Annotated in this window: 14 protein-coding genes; 3 read left to right on the forward strand and 11 right to left on the reverse strand. The window is 72.4% G+C overall.

The window, feature by feature from the left end:
• Nucleotides 1–48: 48 nt before the first annotated feature.
• The 3 genes from ACZOOI_RS09510 to ACZOOI_RS09520 form a co-directional block, all read right to left on the reverse strand.
• Nucleotides 49–450: a WhiB family transcriptional regulator gene (locus tag ACZOOI_RS09510; RefSeq protein ID WP_465281155.1), complete on the reverse strand. Its 402-nt coding sequence runs from the start codon at nt 448–450 to the stop codon at nt 49–51.
• Nucleotides 451–525: 75 nt separating this feature from the next.
• Nucleotides 526–948: a hypothetical protein gene (locus tag ACZOOI_RS09515; RefSeq protein ID WP_465280295.1), complete on the reverse strand. Its 423-nt coding sequence runs from the start codon at nt 946–948 to the stop codon at nt 526–528.
• A gap of 175 nt (nt 949–1,123) precedes the next feature.
• Nucleotides 1,124–3,322 (reverse strand): ATP-dependent DNA helicase UvrD2, encoded by a 2,199-nt coding sequence (locus ACZOOI_RS09520; protein ID WP_465280296.1) that lies wholly within the window; start codon nt 3,320–3,322, stop codon nt 1,124–1,126.
• Between the two features lie 150 nt (nt 3,323–3,472).
• Between ACZOOI_RS09520 and ACZOOI_RS09525 the strand changes: the two genes are divergently transcribed.
• A complete protein-coding gene (locus ACZOOI_RS09525) occupies nt 3,473–3,742 on the forward strand; it encodes a mycoredoxin (protein WP_465280297.1) in 270 nt (89 codons plus the stop codon).
• Between the two features lie 73 nt (nt 3,743–3,815).
• On the opposite strand, the gene nudC is transcribed toward ACZOOI_RS09525, so the two are convergent.
• The gene (nudC, locus tag ACZOOI_RS09530; protein ID WP_465280298.1) at nt 3,816–4,736 is read right to left on the reverse strand and encodes an NAD(+) diphosphatase; all 921 of its coding nucleotides are present in this window, start codon (nt 4,734–4,736) and stop codon (nt 3,816–3,818) included.
• A 126-nt stretch (nt 4,737–4,862) separates the two neighbouring features.
• The gene (locus tag ACZOOI_RS09535) at nt 4,863–6,314 is read right to left on the reverse strand and encodes a dipeptidase (protein WP_465280299.1); all 1,452 of its coding nucleotides are present in this window, start codon (nt 6,312–6,314) and stop codon (nt 4,863–4,865) included.
• A 97-nt stretch (nt 6,315–6,411) separates the two neighbouring features.
• On the opposite strand from ACZOOI_RS09535, the gene ACZOOI_RS09540 reads away from it, so the two are divergent.
• Nucleotides 6,412–7,260: an endonuclease/exonuclease/phosphatase family protein gene (locus ACZOOI_RS09540; RefSeq protein WP_465280300.1), complete on the forward strand. Its 849-nt coding sequence runs from the start codon at nt 6,412–6,414 to the stop codon at nt 7,258–7,260.
• 15 nt (nt 7,261–7,275) lie between these two features.
• Here ACZOOI_RS09540 and ACZOOI_RS09545 read toward each other — a convergent pair whose 3' ends face one another.
• From ACZOOI_RS09545 to ACZOOI_RS09565, 5 genes are all read right to left on the reverse strand, one after another.
• Entirely contained in the window at nt 7,276–8,364 is a 1,089-nt protein-coding gene (locus ACZOOI_RS09545) for a PP2C family protein-serine/threonine phosphatase (RefSeq protein ID WP_465280301.1), read from the reverse strand.
• A 188-nt stretch (nt 8,365–8,552) separates the two neighbouring features.
• Complete coding sequence (locus ACZOOI_RS09550; protein ID WP_465280302.1) at nt 8,553–12,212, reverse strand: ATP-dependent helicase; 3,660 nt, start codon at nt 12,210–12,212, stop codon at nt 8,553–8,555.
• A gap of 109 nt (nt 12,213–12,321) precedes the next feature.
• Nucleotides 12,322–13,035, reverse strand: coding sequence for a hypothetical protein (locus ACZOOI_RS09555; RefSeq protein ID WP_465280303.1), 714 nt, complete (start codon nt 13,033–13,035; stop codon nt 12,322–12,324).
• Between the two features lie 144 nt (nt 13,036–13,179).
• Nucleotides 13,180–16,425: an ATP-dependent helicase gene (locus ACZOOI_RS09560; protein ID WP_465280304.1), complete on the reverse strand. Its 3,246-nt coding sequence runs from the start codon at nt 16,423–16,425 to the stop codon at nt 13,180–13,182.
• Nucleotides 16,426–16,661: 236 nt separating this feature from the next.
• A complete protein-coding gene (locus ACZOOI_RS09565; RefSeq protein WP_465280305.1) occupies nt 16,662–17,006 on the reverse strand; it encodes an MGMT family protein in 345 nt (114 codons plus the stop codon).
• Between the two features lie 214 nt (nt 17,007–17,220).
• Here ACZOOI_RS09565 and ACZOOI_RS09570 point away from each other — a divergent pair, with 214 nt between their 5' ends.
• Nucleotides 17,221–19,563, forward strand: coding sequence for a lysylphosphatidylglycerol synthase transmembrane domain-containing protein (locus ACZOOI_RS09570; RefSeq protein ID WP_465280306.1), 2,343 nt, complete (start codon nt 17,221–17,223; stop codon nt 19,561–19,563).
• Nucleotides 19,564–19,753: 190 nt separating this feature from the next.
• On the opposite strand, the gene moeZ is transcribed toward ACZOOI_RS09570, so the two are convergent.
• Entirely contained in the window at nt 19,754–20,935 is a 1,182-nt protein-coding gene (gene moeZ / locus ACZOOI_RS09575) for an adenylyltransferase/sulfurtransferase MoeZ (RefSeq protein ID WP_465280307.1), read from the reverse strand.
• Nucleotides 20,936–20,999: the final 64 nt, after the last annotated feature.

Below are 20,999 nucleotides of genomic sequence, written 5' to 3' on the forward strand. Positions count from 1 at the left end.
CGTACGTGGTGCGTCGGGTGCTCGTGCGTCGGGGTCCTGCGGGCGGGGTCACGCGGCGACCTCCGTCTTGCGCGGACGGCCACGGGGGCGCTTGCGGGCGACGACGACGCCCTGCACGAAGAGCTCGCCACCCCAGACGCCCCAGGGCTCGCGGCGCTCGAGCGCACCCTGGAGGCACATCTCGCGCACGGGGCACTCACGGCAGAGGGCCTTCGCGTACTCGACGTCCTCGGGGGACTCGGCGAAGAAGACCTCGGGGTCGTAGGAACGGCAGGGGATCGTCGACTCGAGCTGCTCGACGTCCTCGAAAGCGGTGAGGGTCATCAGGTCTACCTCCGGTGTCGCTGTGGCTGTGCTGCCGGGTGCGGGGGGTTTGACGTGGGGCACGTGGTGCTCCTGTGATTCGTGGGACTCGTGTCCCCGGTGGTCGCTACTCGGTGCTGCTGACAGCCGACAAAAGACAAGGGCCGCGGATCCCGGTGTTCGGGATTCCGCGGCCCTGGAGGGTGCCGACCTGACGTCTCGTCAGGTCCTGTTCCTCCAGGACGGATACCCGTTGTTACCGGCAAAGCCGGCCATGGTCATGCCATTGGCCTGCTGCGTTTCCTGCTTCTGCGCCTGCTCGCAAGCCGCCGCGCTCGACGGTCGCTCGTTGCGACGCGTCGTGGCTGCCTGCTCGCCTTGCCACGGACCCTCGGCGCTGCCCGCCAGACCGACGAGACCTGAGGCACCCGCTGCTGCGGACACACCACTGCCGTTGCCGCGCAGTCGCGCGGAGGCGGTGATCAGGGCATCGGTCCCGGCATAGGACAGATCCAGGGGGAGCCCGGCCAGGCCGGACTTGGGCAGGGAGAGATCGGCATGCGACAGCTTGGCGGAGCCCACCGACACCACGACCGAAGCGGCGGTGAACGCCTGACGCTGGGCTTTCAAGTTCCTGGTAATCACGACGTTCACCTCCTTTCGAGAGGGTTTCGGGGCAACACCGCAGGGGTGCTTCCAAGTTTCATGGACGAGCACGGTCGAACGTTCCGACCGTGCTCGTGAGCGTAGATGCGGTTCGGAGCGAGACGCAAACGATTTATTGCATGGTCCTCGTCACTTGAGGGAAACCCCTCACACCTCACACCCCGTCGGGGGCATCCTCGTCCACCGGGATGTGCCCGAAGTCGTCCGGCGCGGGCTCGATCGTCGGGTCGTGGCCGGCACACAGCGCGAGCACGTCGTCACCGAATCGGTCCAGCTTGGTCCGGCTCACCCCCGGAATCGCGGCGAGTTGGCGCTCGTTGAGCGGCCGGGCCTCGGCGATCGCGGTCAGCGTCGCGTCGGTGAAGATGACGAACGCGGGCTGGCTGTGTTCCTGCGCCTGCTCCAGCCGCCACGCGCACAGTTGCTCGAACAGGAACGCGTCGATGTCCGAGGGGCAGTCCAGGCAGCGGCCGATCTTGCGCTCGGCGGCGTCCTGGAGCGCCCGCGCGCAGACCCGGCAGCGCACCGGTCCCACCTTGCGCCGGGGCCGGGTCGTACCGTCCGGACCGCGGACCGAGCCCGGGGCGCGGAACGCCTCGGGCTGCCCGAAGCCGGTGCCGGACGAGCCGCCCACACCGCGCAGGCCGTCCAGGAACCGGGATGCCTTGCGCGGCCGCCCACCGGGAGTGCGGGCCAGCGCCCAGGACAGGGTCAACCGCTCGCGGGCGCGGGTCACCCCGACATAGAGCAGCCGGCGCTCCTCCTCGATCTTGTCCGGGGTGTCCGCGTAGGCGATCGGCATCATGCCCTCGTTGAGGCCGACCAGGAACACCGCGTCCCACTCCAGGCCCTTGGCCGCGTGCAGCGACGCGAGCGTGACCCCCTCCACCGTCGGCGCGTGTTGCGCGCTCGCCCGCTCGGCCAGTTCGACGTTGAAGTCGCGCAGCGTCGCCTCCGGCCGCTTGGCCGCGAACTCCTCGGCGAGCCGCAACAACGCGGCCAGCGACTCCCACTTCTCCCGCGCCTGACCGGATCCGGCGGGCGGCTCCGCGCTCCATCCGGTGTTGCCCAGCACCGCACGCACCTCGCCCGGCAGTGAGCCGGCCTCCGACTCGGACTCGGATCCACCCGAGATGGCGTGCGCGCGCAGGAAGCCCACCGCCTGGCGCACCTCGGCTCGCTCGAAGAAGCGCTCGGCGCCCTTGAGCAGATACGCCACGGACTGCTCGGCGAGCGCCTGCTCGTACGCCTCGGACTGCGAGTTGGTCCGGAACAGCACGGCGATCTCGGCGGGCCGCACACCGTCCTCGATCAGCGCGCGGATCTGCTTCGCGGTGCTCTCCGCCTCGGCCTGTTCGTCGGCGTGCTCGACGAAGCGCGGGGCCGGGCCCTCGCCGCGCTGCGAGATCAGTTTCAGCCGGTGCTTCGCCGCCTCGCCCGAGGCGTGTGCGAGCAGCCGGTTGGCCAGGCCCACCACCTGGGGGGTGGAGCGGTAGTCGCGGACCAGCTCGACCACCTCGGCGTCCGGATACCGGCGGCGGAAGCCGAGCAGGTAGGCGGGCGTCGCGCCGGTGAACGAGTAGATCGTCTGGCTCGCGTCGCCGACCACGCACAGGCTGCGGGCCTCGTTCGCCCACAGGTCCAGCAGCCGCTGCTGGAGCGGGTTGACGTCCTGGTACTCGTCCACGGTGAAGTGCCGGTACTGCGCCTGGACCGCCTCGCGCACCTCGGGGCGCTCGTCCAGCAGTCCGATGGTGAGCAGCAACACATCCTCGAAGTCCATCCGGCCCTTGCCGGACTTGATCTTCTCGTAGGCCGCGTAGACGTGTGCGATCTCGGCCGCCGCACGCGGCGGCTTGCGGTTCGCCGCGAGCACCGCGCCCGGATAGTCGTCCGGCGCGGTCTGGGTCGCCTTGGCCCACTCGATCTCGCCGGTGATGTCGCGCAGCTCGGCCCGATCGGCCCGCAGTCGGCAGTGCTGCACCGCGTCGCGGACCAGCATGATCTTGGTCTCCACCAGCTGGGGCGGTGCGCCGCCGAAGACCTTCGGCCAGAAGTAGGACAACTGGCGCAGCGCCGCCGCGTGGAACGTGCGCGCCTGCACGCCGGGCACGCCCAGGTCGCGCAGCCGGCCGCGCATCTCCCCCGCGGCGCGCGCGGTGAAGGTGACCGCCAGGGTCTGGCCGGGCTGCATCGCGCCGGTCAGCACGCCGTAGGCGATCCGATGGGTGATCGCCCGGGTCTTGCCGGTGCCCGCGCCCGCCAGCACGCACACGGCGCCGTCGACGGCCTTGGCCACCCTGCGCTGCTCGGGATCGAGCGCGTCCAGGACGTCGTCGGGGGAAGCGATCATCGGCCCATCCTCTCAGGCATCCCGACCACGCGAAGCCCGGTTGTGCACAGGCGCCCGGGTTGTGCACAGGCGTGGAATCAAACCGGTCGCACACACGTTGCCGATGTCGGAAGCCGTTCCCGGACCGGGCGAACAAAGGAGTGCATGACGATGTCGGCCCCCGTGACGATGTACAGCACGACGTGGTGCGGCTACTGCCGCCGGCTCAAGAGCCAGATGGAGCGCGAGGGCATCGCCTACACCGAGGTGAACATCGAGCACGACCCCGCCGCCGCCGACTTCGTGATGAGTGTGAACGGCGGCAACCAGACGGTGCCGACGCTGGTGATCCTGCCGCCGGACGGCGGGGACCCGCTGTGGACCGCGACCAACCCCAGCCTCGCCCAGGTCAAGGCCGCCGTCGCGGAACTCGCCGCCTGAGCGCGAACAACCCGACGAATGCCGCGGCCCGCGACGGATTCCCGTCGCGGGCCGCGGCACGTGCGGACGGGGACTACCAGTGGTTGCCCTCGTCCAAGGCTTCGCCGTACCACTTCTCGATCAGGTATCGGGCGATGGAGAGCGTCCCGGGCAGCAGCACCTCGCCCGCGTCGATCGCCTCCTTGAGCTGTGCCCGCGAGTACCAGTGGGCCTCGGAGATCTCCTCGCCGTCCACCCGCACCCGGTCGTCCTCGGCATAGGCGATGAAGCCCAGCATCAGGCTGGAGGGAAACGGCCACGGCTGGCTGGCCAGGTACTCGGTGGACGCGGTGCGGACGCCGACCTCCTCGTGCAGTTCGCGCGCGACGGCCTGCTCCAGCGACTCGCCGGGCTCGACGAAGCCGGCGAAGGTGGAGAACCGCCGGTCCGGCCAACTCGCCTGCCGGCCGAGCAGGCACCGGTCGTCCCGGTCCAGCACCAGCATGATCACCGCCGGGTCGGTGCGCGGGTAGTGCTCGGCCTCGCAGGCCGGACAGCGGCGCACGTGGCCGGCCGCGGCGATCTCGGTCGGCTGCCCGCAGCGTGCGCAGAACCGGTGGGTGCGGTGCCAGTGGTGCAGCCCGGTGGCGTGCACGAGCAGCCCGGCGTCCCGATCGTCCAGGAGCGTGCCGAGTTCGCGCAGGGTGCCCGCGCGCACGTCCGCCGCGGGCTCCGCCAACTCCTCCACCGTGACCGCGAAGTAGCGCACGCCGTCCGCGTCGACGCCGAGCAGATACCGCTCGCCCGCGGGTGCGTGGGCCGGCTCGACCAGGACCAGGCGCGGCGCGCCCGAGTCGCCCGTCCAGTGCGACCGGCCCTGCGCCAGGACCAGGACGCGGGTTTCGGGCGTGCGCCACGCCTGGTCCAACCAGGCCTGGTCCAGGCGGTGTTCGGCCGCCCGGTCGAGGGTGGCTCGGGCCAGTGCCTGTCCGGCGACAGGCTTGGGGTGGATCAACTGACGTCCCTTCCGGATCGTGCTTCGTGCCGGGTCGCCACCAGGGCGTGCCTCGAGTCCCTCGTCGGGCTCCGCGGCGTTCGGCGCCGGGCGTCGGCGTACCGGCGAAGCGGTTGCGTGGTGGTTCTATTCGACCGTTTCGCCGGTGCGCCGAGGGGCGGTGCCGGGCGTCGTGGTCTCCGACGAGGGGCTCAAGGCACGCGCCAGATCGTGCCAAAGGTGTGCGGCGGCCTCCGCGCCCTTGAGGAGCAGCGGCTTCTCCACCTTCTCATCGACCGAATGCCAGCCGTCGTCGGGCAGCGAGACGCCCAGGAAGACCACCGGCGCGCCCAGCACCTCCTGGAGGTCGGCCTCCGGCCCGGAGCCGCCCTCGCGGGTGTACAGGATCTCCGTATCGAACGCGCGGCCGAGCGCACTCACCACCGAGCGCAGCGCGGGATGGTCCAACGGGGTCAGGCACGGCCGGACACCGGTGCCGAAGTCGAGTTCGCAGCGGATCCCGGCGGGCACCCGCTCGGCCACCCACGCGCGCACGATCCGCTCGATGTGCTCCGGGTCCTGGCGGTCCACCAGCCGGAAGGAGAGCTTGGCGTGGGCGGAGGCGGGCACGATCGTCTTGCGGCCGGGGCCGGTGTAGCCGCCCCAGATGCCGTTGACCTCGGCGGTCGGACGCGCCCAGACCCGTTCCAGGGTGGTGTATCCGGCCTCGCCGCTCGTCGCGGCGGACTTCGCGTTGGCCAGCCACGCCGCCTCGTCGAACGGCAGCTTGCCGAACAACTCCCGCTCGCGGTCCGTCAGTTCGCCGACGCCGTCGTAGAAGCCGGGAATCGTGACGTGGCCGTCGTCGTCGTGCAGCGCGGCGATCAGCCGGGCGAGCGCGGTGGCCGGGTTGGGCACCGCGCCGCCGAAGGAGCCGGAGTGGATGTCCGAGGTGGGGCCGAAGAAGTCGATCTGCACCTCGGCCAGACCGCGCATGCCGGTGCAGGTGCTGGGCGTGTCCGCGCCCCACATGCCGGTGTCGGAGACCACCACGACGTCGCACGCCAGCCGGTCCCGGCGCTCGCGCAGCAGCCCCGGCAGGTGCTCCGAGCCGGACTCCTCCTCGCCCTCGACGATCAGCTTGAGGTGGACCGCGGGCGTGTCCCGTCCGGTCGCGGCCAGATGCGCCCGCACGCCGAGCAGGTGGAAGAGCACCTGACCCTTGTCGTCCGCCGCGCCGCGTGCGTACAGCCGGTCGCCTCGATCGGTCGGCTCGAACGGCGGCGTGCTCCAGCCGTCGGCGAGCGCCGCGGGCTGCACGTCGTGGTGCCCGTACACCAGCACGGTGGGTGCGTCCGGGTCGGCCGAGGGCCACTCGGCGAACACCGCCGGCAACCCGGCGGTCTCCCACACCTCGACGGTGGGGAAGCCGGCATCGCGCAACGCACCGCCCAGCCACCACGCGCTGCGTTCGACGTCGGCCGCCGCGGCCGGGTCGCCGGAGATCGAGGGAATGGCCAGCCAGGCGCGCAGATCGGCGAAGAAGTCGGCCGCGTGCGCGTGCACGTAGACGGAGATGTCGTGGTCGGGGATGCTCATGGATCCGACCATATGCCTGCCGCGCGGACGGGCGGCGTGTGGCGTCGGGGCGGTGGTCGGCCCACGCTCGTGAACCCGCCGGGGTTACCGTCGGTCGATGACGACGCTGCGGATCGCGACCTTCAATCTCCTGCACGGTATGGATCTGGCCGACGGCGAGTCCGATCCGGAGCGGCTGCGCGCCGCGCTGGCCGACCTCGACGCCGACATCGTGGCCCTTCAAGAGGTGGACCGGCATCAACAGCGCTCGGGTGGCGCGGACCAGGCGGCGATCGCGGCCGACGCGCTGGGCATGTCGCAGTGGCGCTTCCTGGCGTCGGTGCACGGCGTGCCCGCACCGGTGTCGGGGTGGACCGAGGACGAACCGGTGCCGGGCGAGCGTCGGGTGTACGCGGATGGCGAGCGCGGCGAGGGCGGGCCCGGGTACGGCGTCGCCCTGCTGTCCCGGCTGCCGGTCTCGCGCTGGCGGGTCCGGCGCTTCCCGGCGGCACCGCTGAGCCTGCCGCTGCGGGTCCAGGGCCGGCCGGGCCTGACCCGCGTCCCGGACGAGCCCCGAGGCGTGCTCGCGGCGGTCGTGGAGGGGCCGCACGGACCGTTCACGGTGCTGGCGGCGCACCTGTCCTTCGTACCCGGCTGGAACATCTCGCAGCTCGCCCGGATCCGCCGCTCCACCGCCGACCTGCCCGGTCCGCAACTGCTGCTCGGCGACTTCAACCTGCCCGGGCGCATCCCGCAGGCGGTGGTGGGCCGGCGCGGGCGCGGTGCGGGTGCGGTGCGCTGGCGCTCGCTGGCCCGGGTGCCCACGTATCCCTCGTATCACCCGCGGGTGCAGTTCGACCACGTGCTCGGGCACGGCATCGGCCCCGAGGCGGTCCGGCGCACCGAGGCGGTCCGGTTGGGCGTGTCGGACCACTGCGCGCTCGTGGTGGAGCTTGAGGTCGGCTGAGCGGCCCGGCGGCGCTCAGGCGGTCAGCCGCTCCCCGCGCAGCCCGTCCTGTCGGGCGACCACGGGCCGGTAGCGCAGCAGCACCATCGCCGCGTCGTCCTGGAGCGGATGGCCCACGTGCCGCTGCACGTCGGCCTCCAGCCGGTCCAGGGTGTCCTCGACTCCGGGCAGGCTGTCCGGCGCGCGGTCCGGGAGCGGGTAGAACTCGCCGGCCGGGTTGCGCGCCTCGATGATCCCGTCCGTGTAGAGCAGCAGCCGGTCCTCGGGCAGCAGCGGCACCCGCAGCACGGGCAGCTCCAGCTCGCGCAGGTCCAGGATGCCCAGCGGCGGGATCGGGGCCGGCGGGTCCAGCGGCTCGGCGTGCACGCCGCGCAGCAGCAGCGGCGCGGGGTGGCCGCAGTTGAGGATGTCCACGCAGGCGCCGTCGCCCGGGAAGCCGAGCAAAATCAGCGTGACGAACTCCTCGTCGTCCTCGCCGAGTCGACGCTCCAGGCTGGCCGAGAGCCGTCGGGCCACGCCCGGCAGGTCCGGCTCCTCGTACGCGGCCTCGCGGAACGCGCTGAGCACCGCCGCGGCGGTCCGCACCGCGCCGAGTCCCTTGCCCCGCACGTCCCCGATCGCGACCCGGACGCCGAACGGGGTCGGCACCACCTCGTACAGGTCCCCGCCGATCCGCGCCTCGGCCGCCGCCGCGCGGTAGCGCACGCCGACGGTGAGCCGGCCCATGCTCCTGGGAACCTGGGGCAGCAGCACCTCCTGGGCCGCCTCGGCGACGCTGCGCACCTCCTCGATGGTGCGTTCCTGGCGCATCCGCACATGCACACCGGCCCACGCGGTGGTGGTCACCAGCGCGATCGAGACGAGCGTGATGAAGGGCTCGCCGCCGCCTCGGCCCTGGCCGAGGGCGGCCAGCGCCACCGCCACCACGGCCGCCACCGCGCCGGTGATCAACGGTCCGCGCGGCACCGTCTGGGTGAGCCCGGACAGCGCGGGCGCGACCGCGAGCAGCGGTCCCACGTGTACGTCCTCCGGCGTCGCGGCGGCCAGCACCACGACGGCGAGGATCACCAGGGACGGCAACAGGCGCAAGAACAGGCCGATCACCGGCAGCAGGGGACGGTCGCCCGCAACGCCGACGAGCCGCAGTGCCCGTCTCGTCTGTGCTGTTCCGCGCACCGGTGCCGTTTCCCGTCCCGTCGAAGTTCGCCGTACTGCCGATTTCCATAAACCATACGAGCGTCGGAAACCGGCCGCATCGGGCCCATCGTCCCCCGATCCGGGTTTCGCGCGGATCAAGGACCTTGGTCCCGACCCGATTCGTCGGCTTCCGTGAACAACTGTTCCAATTCGTCGCGGCCCGGCAGGCCCCTGGGCCGGACGAGTTCCCCGGTACGCACGTACAGGAACGCGGCCGAGACGTCCTCGATCGGCACGTCGGCGTATTCGGCCCAGGCCAGCCGGTAGACCGCGAGCTGGAGCGGGTCCGCGTTCTGCACCCGGTTGGTCTTCCAGTCGACCACCTCGAAGCCCTCGCCCTCGCGGTAGACCGCGTCGATCCGACCGCGCACGATCCGACCGCCGAGAAAGAGCTGAAAGGGTGCCTCCACCCGGTACGGGGCGCGCTGCGCGTAGGGCGTGCGCAGGAACGCCTCCTGGAGCGCGAGCAGGTCGGCCTCGTCGGTGATCTCCTCGTCGGCCGCGCCCGGCAGGTCGTCGGGTTCGAGCAGCGGGCGCTCGCCGAACAGCGACTCGACCCACGCGTGGAAGCGGGTGCCGCGCCGCGCCGCCGGGGCGGGCGGACGCGGCATCGGCCGGGCCAGCTCGCGCGCGAGCCCGTCCGGGTCGTTGGACAGGCGCAACATCTGGGACGCGGACAACGTCGCGGGCAGCGGCACCTCGCGCACCCCCGATCGGCCGCGGCGCAGTTCCTCGGCCAACCGGACCAGGTCGCGATCCCACGACTCGATCAGGGCCAGCTCGTCCGGCGTGGGCTCGAAGGCAGCGGCGCCGGCCGCGGGACCCTCGACCGGGGGGTGCCCGGCGCGCACCTCGTCGGAGCGGCCGCGGCCCTCGGCCGAGTGCCCACGCGGATCCGCGGGCGCACGCGCGTCGTCGTGCCCGCGGACGTCCTCGGGCTCGCGCACGTCCTCGGGTTCGCGTACGTCGTCGTGGCCGCGCGCGTCCTCGGGCTCGCGCGCGGGCTGCTCGTGCTCGGGCGGCCCGGGGTCGTCCTCGGGCGGCGGCGCGTCCTGCTCCGGGTCCGCCGGGACGTAGGTGTCGTAGACCTCGACCGGCACCTGCTCGTCGTCGACCGATCCGAAGCCGGACTCGTACTCGTGCGCGGACCCGGACCCGGACCCGTGCTCGGGCTCGGGCACGGGCACGGGCAAGGGCTCGGCCCCCGACTCGCGCCCGGCCCCCGATCCCGCTTCCGGCTCGACCGACGGATGTTGCACCGCGTGATCGACCCGCCGGGCCGCCTCGCGCCGGGCGAGCTCGGCGAGTACCGCGTCGGCCGCCCGGCGGCGCTCCACCAGCGCGGTCGCGTCCAGCGGCAGCGGCCAGGCGTGCTCGACGGTGTCCGCGAGATACGGATTGACCGGTTCGGCGGGCTCGGGTGTCCAGACCTCGACGGTGCCGTTGCCGGCCAGGCAATGCTCGTGCAGGCGGGTGAGGAACTCGGACGGCCCGCGCGGCTTCTTCTGGGTGGGCCCCCACCAGTGCCCGGACGCGATCAGCAACTGCTTGGGCCGGGTGAAGGTCACGTAGCCCAGCCGCAGTTCCTCGGTCGCCTGATGCTCGCGCATCGAGGCGTCGAACGCCTTGAAGCCCTTGGGCGTCAGGTCGGGCAACACCGCGAGCGCGTCCGCGTCGCCGCGCAGCGGGTGCGGCAGCGCCTTGCCGTTGGTGATCCACTTGCTCTGCGTGCGCACGCTCGGGAAGACGCCCTCGATCAGCCCGGGAACCGCGACCACCTCCCACTCCAGGCCCTTGGACTTGTGCGCGGTGAGCACCTTCACCGAGTCGCCGGCCGTGGGCAGGCTCCCGTCCAGGCCCTTGTCGTGTTCGGCGGCGGTGCGCAGGAAGGCGAGGAACGCGGTGAGCGAGGGATCGCCGTCCAGGTCGGCGAAACCGGCCGCGACGTCCAGGAAGGCGTGCAGGGTCTCCCGGCGGCGGGCGGCCAGTGCGCCGGGAGACGCGGACAGCTCGACCTCCAGACCGGTCCCGGCGAGCACCCGGTGCAGCAGGTCCATCAGCGGTTCGCCCAGGTGCCGGCGCAGGTCGCGGATCTCGGTGGCCAACCGGGCGAACCGGCGGCGCGCCTCGGCCGAGAACGCGTACTCCTCGCCCGGGTCGGCGAGCGCGTCGGAGAGCGAGACCACCTCGGTGGGGTCGATTCCGGCCACCGCCTCCTCCAGGCGCGCGTCCGCGTCGTCGGCACCGGCCCGCTCGACCCGAACCAGTTCCGCCGCCCGGCGACCCAGCAGGGCCAGGTCGCGCGGGCCGATCCGCCAGCGCGGTCCGGTCAGCAGGCGCACCAGCGCGGAGTTGGCGGTGGGCTCGTCGAGCACCTCGCACACGGCCACCAGGTCGGCCACCTCGGGCAGGTGCAGCAGCCCGGACAGGCCGACCACCTCGACCGGGATGTCCCGCCGCACCAGGGCCGCGTGGATGTCCGCGAAGTCGGCCGCGGTGCGGGCGAGCACGGCGACGTCGCCGGGGGTGATCGGATCGCCGTCCTTGTCCAGGACGGTGCCGATCGCGGTCTTGATCCGGTCCGCGAGCCAGTCGATCTCCGCACCGTGGGTGGGCAGCAGCGCGGCGACCGCCCACCCCTCGTGTTCCGCGCCGGGGCCCGGGCGCAGCGCCTCCACCCCGCTCTCCGGGGTGCGCAGCGGCGCGGAGAGGTCGTTGGCGAAGGTCAGGATCCGGCCACCGCTGCGCCGGTTCTCGGACAGCGCGTAGCGGGCCGCGGGGGTGCCGTCGCGGTTCGGGAAGTGCACCGGGAAGTCGTGGATGTTGGCGACCGAGGCACCGCGCCAGCCGTAGATGGCCTGGCACGGGTCGCCGACCGCGGTGACCGGGTGGCCGTGCCCGAACAGCCCCTGCAACAGCACGCGTTGGGCCACCGAGGTGTCCTGGTACTCGTCCAGGAGCACGACCCGGTAGGTGTCCCGCAGGATCTCGCCGACCTCGGGCCGCTCCCCCGCGATCCGGGCCGCGTAGGCGATCTGGTCGCCGAAGTCGAGCAGGTCGCGGCTGCTCTTGGCGTGCCCGTACGCGTCCACCAGGCGGGTCAGGTCGAGCCGGTTCCGGGCCGCGTCGGCGGCCTTGCGCGCGGCGGCGGAGGGTTTGGCGGCGGCCTCGACATCGGCGATGAAGGCCCGGTCCCATTCCTGGAGCCGCTCGGGGGACACCAGGTGTTCGGCGAGTTCGCCGCCCAGGTGCAGCACCGAGGCCACCACGTCCGGCAGCCGGCCGGTCAGGGTGGGGAAGGGTCCGCGGGCGGTACGCGCGGCCCGGGCCGCGAGCTGGTAGCGGGTCGCGTCGGCGAGCAGCCGGGCCGAGGGCTCCAGCCCGATCCGCAGGCCGTGCTCCTGGAGCAGCCGGCCCGCGAACGCGTGGTAGGTGGACACGGTCGGTTCGCCCGCGTCCTCGTCGGCCGGGATCTCGCCGCCGCGCAGTTGTCCGATCGCCTTGCGCACCCGCTGTGCCAGCTCGCCGGCCGCCTTGTTGGTGAAGGTGAGGCCGAGCACCTGGTCGGGGCGCACCGCGCCGGTTCCCACCAGCCACACCACGCGGGCGGTCATCACCGTGGTCTTGCCGGATCCGGCGCCGGCCACGATCACCCCGGGCGCCAACGGTGCGAGCACGGCGTCCAGCTGCTCGGGCGTGAAGGGGATCCCGAGGAGGCGACACAGGTCGTCCGGGTCGGTCAGTACGGCGTGCACCGGAGGAACAGTAGTGCCGTGGCCGGACACCCGGGGGTGGCCGGCCACGGCATCGGCCCCACCCGGCGACAGGGACGGTCGCCGGATGGGGCCGCGTTCGCGCGATCGATCAGGCGTCCTGGGACAACCGCTTGAAGTCTTCCTTGGTCACCGACTCGGCGGGCGCGGTGGGCTCGCACTTGCTCTTGCCCTTGGTGAACTTCATCGTGGCGTTGCCCTTGCCGTCCGACTTGACCATGAACGGGTAGGGCTTGCCCTTCTCCTGGACGTAGAGGGTGGTCGTCTCGCCCTCGTCGTCCTTCTTGCTGAGCGGGATCACCTTGGCGCCGTCGATCTTGACCGGCTCGCCCTTGGTCACCCCGTCGGTGGAGCCGTCGAAGAAGTCGGTCATGTTCGCGAACGAGTCGTCGTCCTCGACCGGGGTCTTCATGTACTTGCCGGCCAGCTTCGCCACGACCCCGTCCAGGACGGCGGGCGGGACGCTCTCGCCCAGCGACTTCTTCCAGAACGCGGCGTCGGCCTTCATGTATTGGTCCTTGCCGACGATGATCATCTCGACCGGGTTGCCGTCGATGACCATCTTGCCCTGCACGTCCGCACCGTTGCGGATGCACAGGTCCCACTCGATCCTGGTCTCCTCGTCCTGCCCGCCGCCGACCATCTTGTAGTCGGCGACCGACTTGAGCAGCTTCTGCGCCTCGTCGGCCAACACCTTGGCGTCGGTGCCGGCGTTCGACTTCTCCTCCGAGCCGCCACAGGCGGTCAGGCCGGCGAAGGCGAGGGCAACGACGGGAACGATCATGGCCATGCGTGAAGTGCGCACGAAACTCCTTGCGATTCGGGGACTGGAGTTGCTTCAGCACGAGTATGGCTATGGCAAAAAAAGCATGATCAGCCGCCCCGATATGGGGGGTTTCGCCAGGAAATGCCAAGGGATGGGTGCATCGAAACCGGCCGTGGACACCGGCTAGTCGACCGTCATCCGTCCTTCCGGACGTGCGCTGCAACACCTGCGGAAGTCGCACCGGTCGCAGTGCGAGCCCGTGCTCGGGGTGAACCGCTCGCCGAGGATCCGGCCGGCCACGTCGGCGAGCAGGCCGCCCACCCACGTACCGCCGTCCGGTCCGGGCAGCGGCGGGTCCTGGGCCAGCACCAGCGGCTGCTCGGTGTCGCCCTTGTCGGGCGAACGCAACTGGATCAACTCGGCACCGCCGGACGCCGGCCTGGCGCCCTCGAAACCGGGCACCTCGTCGAGCGCACCGGCCGCCACCGCGACCTGGTACACCGCGAGCTGGGGATGCTCCTCGATCTCGCTCCGCGTCGGCGGCCGGCGCCCGGTCTTGAAGTCCACCACGTAGGCGAGCCCGTCCTCGCCCCGCTCGACCCGGTCCATCGACCCCCGGATGACCACCCGGTACTCGCCCGCGGTGAGCTCGACCTCGAAGCCGTGCTCGGTCGCCGCGACCACCCGGTGCCGCTCGTGGGTGTGCCAGGACAGGAACCGCTCCAGCGCGGTCCTGGCCTCGTCCTTCTGCTGCTCGGACTGCCACGGCGCATCGAACGCCAACGCGTCCCAGACCCGATCGAGCCGGTCCATCAGCACCGGCAGCTCCGCCGAGGTGGCGCCCGTGCCCACCTCGTCCGCGAGCGCGTGCACCACGTTGCCGAAGCCCAGCGCCGCCGAGCGCGGCGAGTCCGCGTGCACCTCGCTGCCCAGGAACCAGCTCAGCGCGCAGTCGCGCACCTTGGCCACCGAACTGCCGGACAACCGCACCGCGCTGCCCGGATCCCGGATCGGCACCCCGGGGTCGGTCGGCTCCACCAACCCCCACCACCGGTCCGGATGCGCCGCCGGGACCAGCAGATGCCCCTCGTCGTCCCGCAGATCCGCGAGCGCGGCCAACCGGCGCGCGGCGGCCCGGCGCAGCACGGCCGGGGCCAGCGGATCCACCGCCGCCGAACGCAGCTCGGCCACCAGCGCGGAGGTGGACAGCGGACGCCTGGGCCGCTCCTTGACCTCCACCGGCGGCACGCCCAGCTCCTCCAGGAACCGCGAGGGCTGATCGCCGTCGTCGTAGCTGGAGTCGACCGCGGTCACCACCAGCCGCTCCCTGGCCCGGGTGACCGCGACGTAGAACAGCCGCCGCTCCTCGGCCAGCAGCGCCCCCGGCGACAGCGGCTCGGCCAGCCCGTCCGAGCCGATCCGGTCCGCCTCCAGCAGCGAGCCGCGGCGGCGCAGGTCCGGCCACAACCCCTCCTGCACCCCGTGCACCACCACCAGGCGCCACTGCAGGCCCTTGGCCCGGTGCGCGGTCAGCAACCGCACCGACTCGCCGCGCAGCGCGCTGTCGTCGAGCCGGTCGCCCGGGATCTGCTGGGCCTTGAGTTCGGCCAGGAAGTTCAGCGCGCCCCGGTGGCCGGCCCGCTCCTCGGCCTTGGCGGCCACCTCGAACAGCGCCACCACCGCGTCCAGGTCGCGGTCCGCATTGCGCCCGGCGGTACCGCCGCGCAGCACCGCCCGCTCCAGCCGTCCCGGCCACGGCGTGCCCTGCCACAACTCCCACAGCGCGTCCTCGGTGCTCCCACCGCCCGCCAGCACCTCGCGCGCCTTGCGGATCAGCATGCCCAGCCGCAACGCCCCGCCGCCGACCCGCTGTTCTATCCCGACCAGTTGCCCGGGCTCGGCCAGCGCGTCCCGGATCAGCTCGGCCGAGGGCCGGGTGCCGGTCACCGCGGCGCCGGAGGCGGCCCGCTCCTCGGCCCGCAACGCCCGCCCCAGCAGCCGCAGATCGCCCGCGTCCAGGCCACCCAGCGGGGACTGCAACAACGCGCGTGCGGTCTCCGCGTCCAGCACGCTCGGCTCCGCCGCCACGTGCAGCGCGGTGAGCAGCGGCGACACCGCCTGCTCGGCCGCGATCGGCAACTCGTCGCCGGCGATCTCCAACGGCACCCCGGCGGCCGACAGCGCCCGCCGCAGGCCCGGGATCGAGCGGGCACCGGAGCGCACCAGCACGGCCATCTGCCCCCACGGCACCCCGTCCTCCAGGTGCGCGCGGCGCAGGATGTCGGCGGTGTTGTCCAACTCGGCGCCGGGCGTGGGGTACGTGTACACCTCGACCCGGCTCGGGTCCTCGGCCCCCGACACCGACGGGATCAACTCGCGGTGCGCGCGTACCCGGTCGCCGGGCAGCCGGCTCAGCGGCATGCGCTGGGTGACCACCCGCGACGCGGCCAGCAACCCGGCGGGCGCCCGGCGCGAGGTGCGCAGCACGACGATGTCGGCGGGCTCGCCGTCGGCCCGCGGGAAGCGGTGCGGGAAGTCGAGGATGCCGTTCACGTCGGCGCCGCGGAACGCGTAGATGGACTGGTCCGGGTCACCCACCGCGATCAGGTCCCGGCCGTCCCCGGCCAGCGCCGCCAGCAGCCGCACCTGCGCCGGGTCGGTGTCCTGGTACTCGTCGACCAACACCGCCTTGTAGCGCCCGCGCAATACCTGCGCGGTCTCCGGTTGTTCGGCGAGCAGCACCGCGCGGTGCACCAGCTCGGCGTAGTCGACCACGCCCTGCGCGTCGATCACGTCCAGGTACTCGGCGAGGAAGTCGGCCGCCGCCCGCCAGTCCCGGCGCCCGGTGTCCTGGGCGAATCGGGCCAGCGCGTCCGGGTCGAGGCCGAGTTCGCGGCTGCGGGCGATCACCGCGCGCACCTCGTCCGCGAACCCGCGGGTACCGACCGCCGCGCGCAACTCGGCGGGCCAGCTCTGGCTGCCCTCCTCAACCCCGCCCGCGAGCAGTTCGCGGACGAACACGTCCTGCTCGGGACCGGTGAGCAGGCGCAGCGGATAGCTGAACAGCTCGGCCGGCTGATGCTCGCGCACCAGCGCGTAGCAGAACGAGTGGAACGTGGTCGCGGTCGGCACCGCCGCGGTCCGCGCCCCGGCGGCGCGCAGCCGCGCGGTCAGCCGGTCGCGCAGTTCGCCCGCCGCCTTGCGGCCGAAGGTCAGGACCAGGATCTCCTCCGGCCGGATCCCGCGCGCCACCCGGGCGGCGACCGCCTCCACGAGCACGGTGGTCTTGCCCGTGCCGGGACCGGCCAGCACGAGCAGCGGGCCGCCCCGGTGCTCGACGACGGCGCGCTGGTAGTCGTCGGGGATCACGGGCGCGGGCGGGGCCACGGGGGTGCGCCGCAGCCGGTATGCCGGGGTCGGGGTGGTCATCTGGCCGAAAGTGCCTTCGGGTCGCCGTCGAATCCTGGTGTGTGCATGGGGGCCGGGCCGGCGACGAGCGGATCGCAGACCCGGTCGCGGTGGGTCCGGGTGGGTCGGCCGCGCCCCGGTCGGCAGGGCGCGGCCGAAGCCCATCAGATCACACCCGGCCCGATCGCCCCGGAAGTGCACGGGAGCGCACTGCCGTATCAGGGCGCGACCACTGTGGCCCGAGCCGCGCCCGACGGTCAGGAGATCGGCGGAAGTTCCCGGTCGGCGGGCACTTCGTGGGACTCCGGCACCCAGCGCGCCCGCCCCATGTCCACCCGCTCGCCGCCGGAACGCAGCGGCGTGCCCTCGGCCCGGTAGTGCCCGGGCGCGCGCACCGCGTGGCTCGGCGGCAGCGAGCCGTCCGCGCGCACCACCCGCCACCACGGGACCCCACCGCCGTACAGGGCCATCACTCGGCCGACCTGTCGGGGGCCGCCTTCCTGGAGGGCCTCGGCGACGTCCCCGTAGGCCATCACCCGTCCGGGCGGGATGCGCTCGACCAGGTCGAGAACCCGCTCGGCGAAGGGGTTAGGGTCACTCATCCGCACATGGTGACAGAGTGCTCGGACAAGGGACGGGCGCGGGGCCGAACCCCTTTCGGTCACACTTCGGCGCGGCCGGGCGCAATCCCGGGCGCGGGTCGTGGCACCATCGACGCGGTGGTGACGGGTGATACGAGAGCATGACGGAACGATCGCAGCGGGTGCCCCCGGGAACGGGCGCGCCCTCGTAGTCGAGCCCTCACAACCGCTGCGCGTGCACCGATCGTCCGATTTGATCCGAGTCCTGCTCGGTGTGATCGCCCTCGGCGTCGTCTTCTTCCTCGCCAGCATCGCCCGCCAGACCACCTCCGGCCTGGAGTCGGACATCGTCCGCGGTGCCCAGAACAGCACACCGCACCTGCTGCTCAACCTCTCCGGCGGGGTGTTCGCGGTCGCGGTGCTCGTGGTGCCGGTGGCCTACGGCATCGAACGCCTGGTCAGCCGGGATGGGTTGCGGGTCGCCGACGGGGTGATCGCCGCCGCGGTGACCTACCTGGCCTCGCTCGGCCTGGACTGGTGGATCACCGGCCCCGGCCCCGAGGCGCTGCGCGACGCGCTGACCCGCCCGCTGCCGCTGCCGCGGAGCGGCTGGACCGACCCGGTGCACGGCTACCTCGCACCGATCGTCGCCTACGTCACCGCGGTCGGCCTGGTCCGCCGGCCCCGCTGGCAACTCGTGGTGTGGACGCTGCTCCTGCTGAACGCGGCGACCGTGCTGGTCGGCGGCTACACCACGCCCGTCGCGCTGCTCACCAGCGTGCTGTTCGGCCGCACCATCGCCTACGCCACGCTGTACGCGGTCGGACTGCCCAACACCCGGCCGCCGGCCGAGTCGGTGGTCGCCGCGCTGCGCCGGTTCGGCCTGGTCGCGCTGTCCTGCGTACGCACCGACGACGGCCCCGAGGAGACCCGCCGCTACGCGGTCCGGTTGGCCGACGAGCGGCTGCTGGACGTGACCGTGCTCGACCGGGACCAGCAGGCTTCCGGTGCGATCTATCGCTTCTATCGTCGACTGGTGCTGCGCGGGGTCACCCAGCGCCGCACCGTGCTGTCCACGCGCCGCGCGCTGGAGCAGGAGTCGCTGATGGCGTACGCGTGCGCGGATGCGGGAGTGCGTGCGCCGCGCCTGGTGGCCACCACCGAGGTCGGCCCGGACGCCGCGCTGCTCGCCTACGCGCACGTGCCCGGCCGCACCCTCGACACCCTCGACGACGACGAACTCACCGACGAGCTCCTGGCCCGGCTGTGGGAGCTGCTCGGCCTGCTCCAGGCGCATCGGCTCACCCATCGGCGGCTGGTGGCCGAGAGCATCCTGGTGGACGGCACCGGCCAGCCGTGGCTGGTGGACCTGCGGGCCGGCGAGATCGCGTCGAGCGATCTGGCGCTGCGGATCGACACCGCGCAACTGCTCACCACCATCGCCCTGCGGGTGGGCGAGGAGCGCGCCGTGCACACCGCCGCGGAGGTGCTCGGCGCGGACACCGTCGCGGCCTGCCTGCCGCTGTTGCAAAAGGTCGCGCTCAGCCGCAGCACCCGCTCGGTGCTGCGCAAGGACAAGAACCTGCTCTCCCGGATCCGCGAACAGATCCTGGAGCTGCGCCCGCAGGCCGAGGTCGAGCCGGTCCGGCTGGAGCGGGTCCGCGCCCGCACCCTGGTCACCGTGGTCGCCAGTGCGTTCGCGGGCTACTTCCTGCTGTCCCAGCTCAGCCACGTCGACCTGGGCGAGATCTTCAACAGCGCGAACTGGGGCTGGGCGGCGATCGGCCTGCTGGCCTCCTCGCTGAGCTACGTGTGTGCGGCGCTGATGTTGCTCGGCTTCGTCCCGGAACGGCTGTCGCTGTTTCGCACGACCATGGTCCAGCTCGCCGGTTCGTTCGTGAAGCTGGTCGCGCCTCCGGCGGTCAGCGGTGTCGCGCTGAACACGCGCTATCTGCAGAAGGCGGGCATCCCGCCCACCCTGGCCGCCGCGAGCGTGGGCGTGTCGCAGTTGGGCGGCCTGGTCTTCCACGTCGGCCTGCTGGCCTTCTTCGGCTACATCGCCGGCACCGCCGAGACGCCGTCCTTCGCGCCGTCCGGCGCGGTGATCGCGGGCCTGTTGATCCTGGCCCTGGTGAGCCTGTTGGTGATGGCCGTACCGCCGCTGCGGCGCTGGATCGTCAAGCAACTGCGGCAGCTGTTCTCCGGCATCGTGCCGCGGCTGCTGGACGTGCTCCAGACGCCGACCAAGCTCGCGGCCGGGCTGGGCGGCACGGTGTTGCTCACGCTGTCCTTCATCCTGTGCCTGGACGCCAGCGTGCGGGCCTTCGGCGGCTCGGCCAACTTCGCCGCGATCGCGGTGGTCTTCCTGGCCGGCAACGCGATCGGCTCGGCCGCACCCACCCCGGGCGGCATCGGCGCGGTCGAGGCGGCCCTGATCGCGGGCCTGACCAGCACCGCACGCCTGCCGTTCGAGACCGCGACGGCGGCCGTCCTGCTCTACCGCTTCCTGACCTTCTGGCTCCCGGTCCTGCCGGGCTGGCTCGCCTTCGCCCACCTGCAGCGCAAACAGGCGATCTGAGCACCGTCCCGCCCGCACAGGACAGCGCCGTTTCCGCAACCGAAGCGGGCGAACCGGCCGAAGCAGGTAAGGCAGCCGAAGCAGGCAAAAACGCCGGGCGGGCCGAAAATCGGCCCGCCCGGCGTTCGAGGACACCTCGACCGAAGGCCGGGTCGATGCCCGGCCGTCCGGCCCCGAGGATCCAGCGGATCTAGTAGACCGGCTTCTCCGGCTCGATCTGGTTGACCCATCCGATCACGCCGCCGCCGACGTGGACCGCGTCGGCGAACCCCGCGCTCTTGAGCACCGCCAGCACCTCGGCCGAGCGCACGCCCGTCTTGCAGTTGAGCACGATGCGCCGGTCCTGCGGCAGGTCCTCCAGGGCACGGCCCATCAGGAACTCGTTCTTGGGGATCAGCCGCGAACCCGGGATCTTGACGATCTCGTACTCGCCCGGCTCGCGAACGTCGATCAGGTCGATGTTCTCGCCGGCGTCCAGCCACTCCTTGAGCTGCCGCGGGGTGATGGTCGAACCGAGCGCGGCCTCCTGGGCCTCCTCGGAGACCACACCGCAGAACGCCTCGTAGTCGATCAGCTCGGTGACCGTCGGGTTCTTCCCGCAGACCGCGCACTCGGGGTCCTTGCGGACCTTGACCGTGCGGTATGTCATCTCCAGCGCGTCGTAGATCATCAGCCGACCGACCAGCGGCTCGCCGATGCCCATCAGCAGCTTGATCGCCTCGTTGACCTGGATCGACCCGATCGACGCGCACAGCACGCCGAGCACGCCGCCCTCGGCGCACGAGGGGACCATCCCGGGCGGCGGGGGCTCCGGGTACAGGCAGCGGTAGCACGGGCCGTGCTCGGACCAGAACACGCTGGCCTGGCCGTCGAAGCGGTAGATCGAACCCCACACGTACGGCTTGTTCAGCAGCACGCAGGCGTCGTTGACCAGATACCGGGTGGCGAAGTTGTCCGTGCCGTCGACGATCAGGTCGTACTGCCCGAAGATCTCCATCACGTTGTCGGCCTCGAGCCGCTCTTCGTGCAGGACGACCTCGGTGTACGGGTTGATCTCCTTGACCGAGTCACGCGCGGACTCCGCCTTGGAGCGCCCGATGTCGCTCTGTCCGTGGATGATCTGACGCTGCAGGTTCGACTCGTCCACGGTGTCGAACTCGACGATGCCGAGCGTGCCGACGCCTGCCGCGGCGAGGTACATCAGCGCCGGGGACCCCAGGCCACCGGCGCCCACACAGAGCACCTTGGCGTTCTTCAGCCGCTTCTGCCCGTCCATCCCGACGTCGGGGATGATCAGGTGGCGCGAATAACGACGGACCTCGTCGACGGTCAGCTCGGGGGCCGGCTCGACCAGGGGTGGTAGCTGCGACACGGAAACTCCGATGGTCGGACTGTCTATCTCGGCTCTTTTCCTACCGCAACAGTGCCACGCTCGT

The sequence above is a fragment of the Embleya sp. L77 genome (assembly GCF_055557415.1).

Bases quoted from the DNA above. Each gene is read 5' to 3' on its own strand.
- ACZOOI_RS09560 (WP_465280304.1), bottom strand. From the start codon at position 16,425: ATGACCACCCCGACCCCGGCATACCGGCTGCGGCGCACCCCCGTGGCC.
- ACZOOI_RS09565 (WP_465280305.1), bottom strand. From the start codon at position 17,006: ATGAGTGACCCTAACCCCTTCGCCGAGCGGGTTCTCGACCTGGTCGAG.
- ACZOOI_RS09535 (WP_465280299.1), bottom strand. From the start codon at position 6,314: ATGAGCATCCCCGACCACGACATCTCCGTCTACGTGCACGCGCACGCG.
- ACZOOI_RS09520 (WP_465280296.1), bottom strand. From the start codon at position 3,322: ATGATCGCTTCCCCCGACGACGTCCTGGACGCGCTCGATCCCGAGCAG.
- ACZOOI_RS09540 (WP_465280300.1), top strand. From the start codon at position 6,412: ATGACGACGCTGCGGATCGCGACCTTCAATCTCCTGCACGGTATGGAT.
- ACZOOI_RS09525 (WP_465280297.1), top strand. From the start codon at position 3,473: ATGTCGGCCCCCGTGACGATGTACAGCACGACGTGGTGCGGCTACTGC.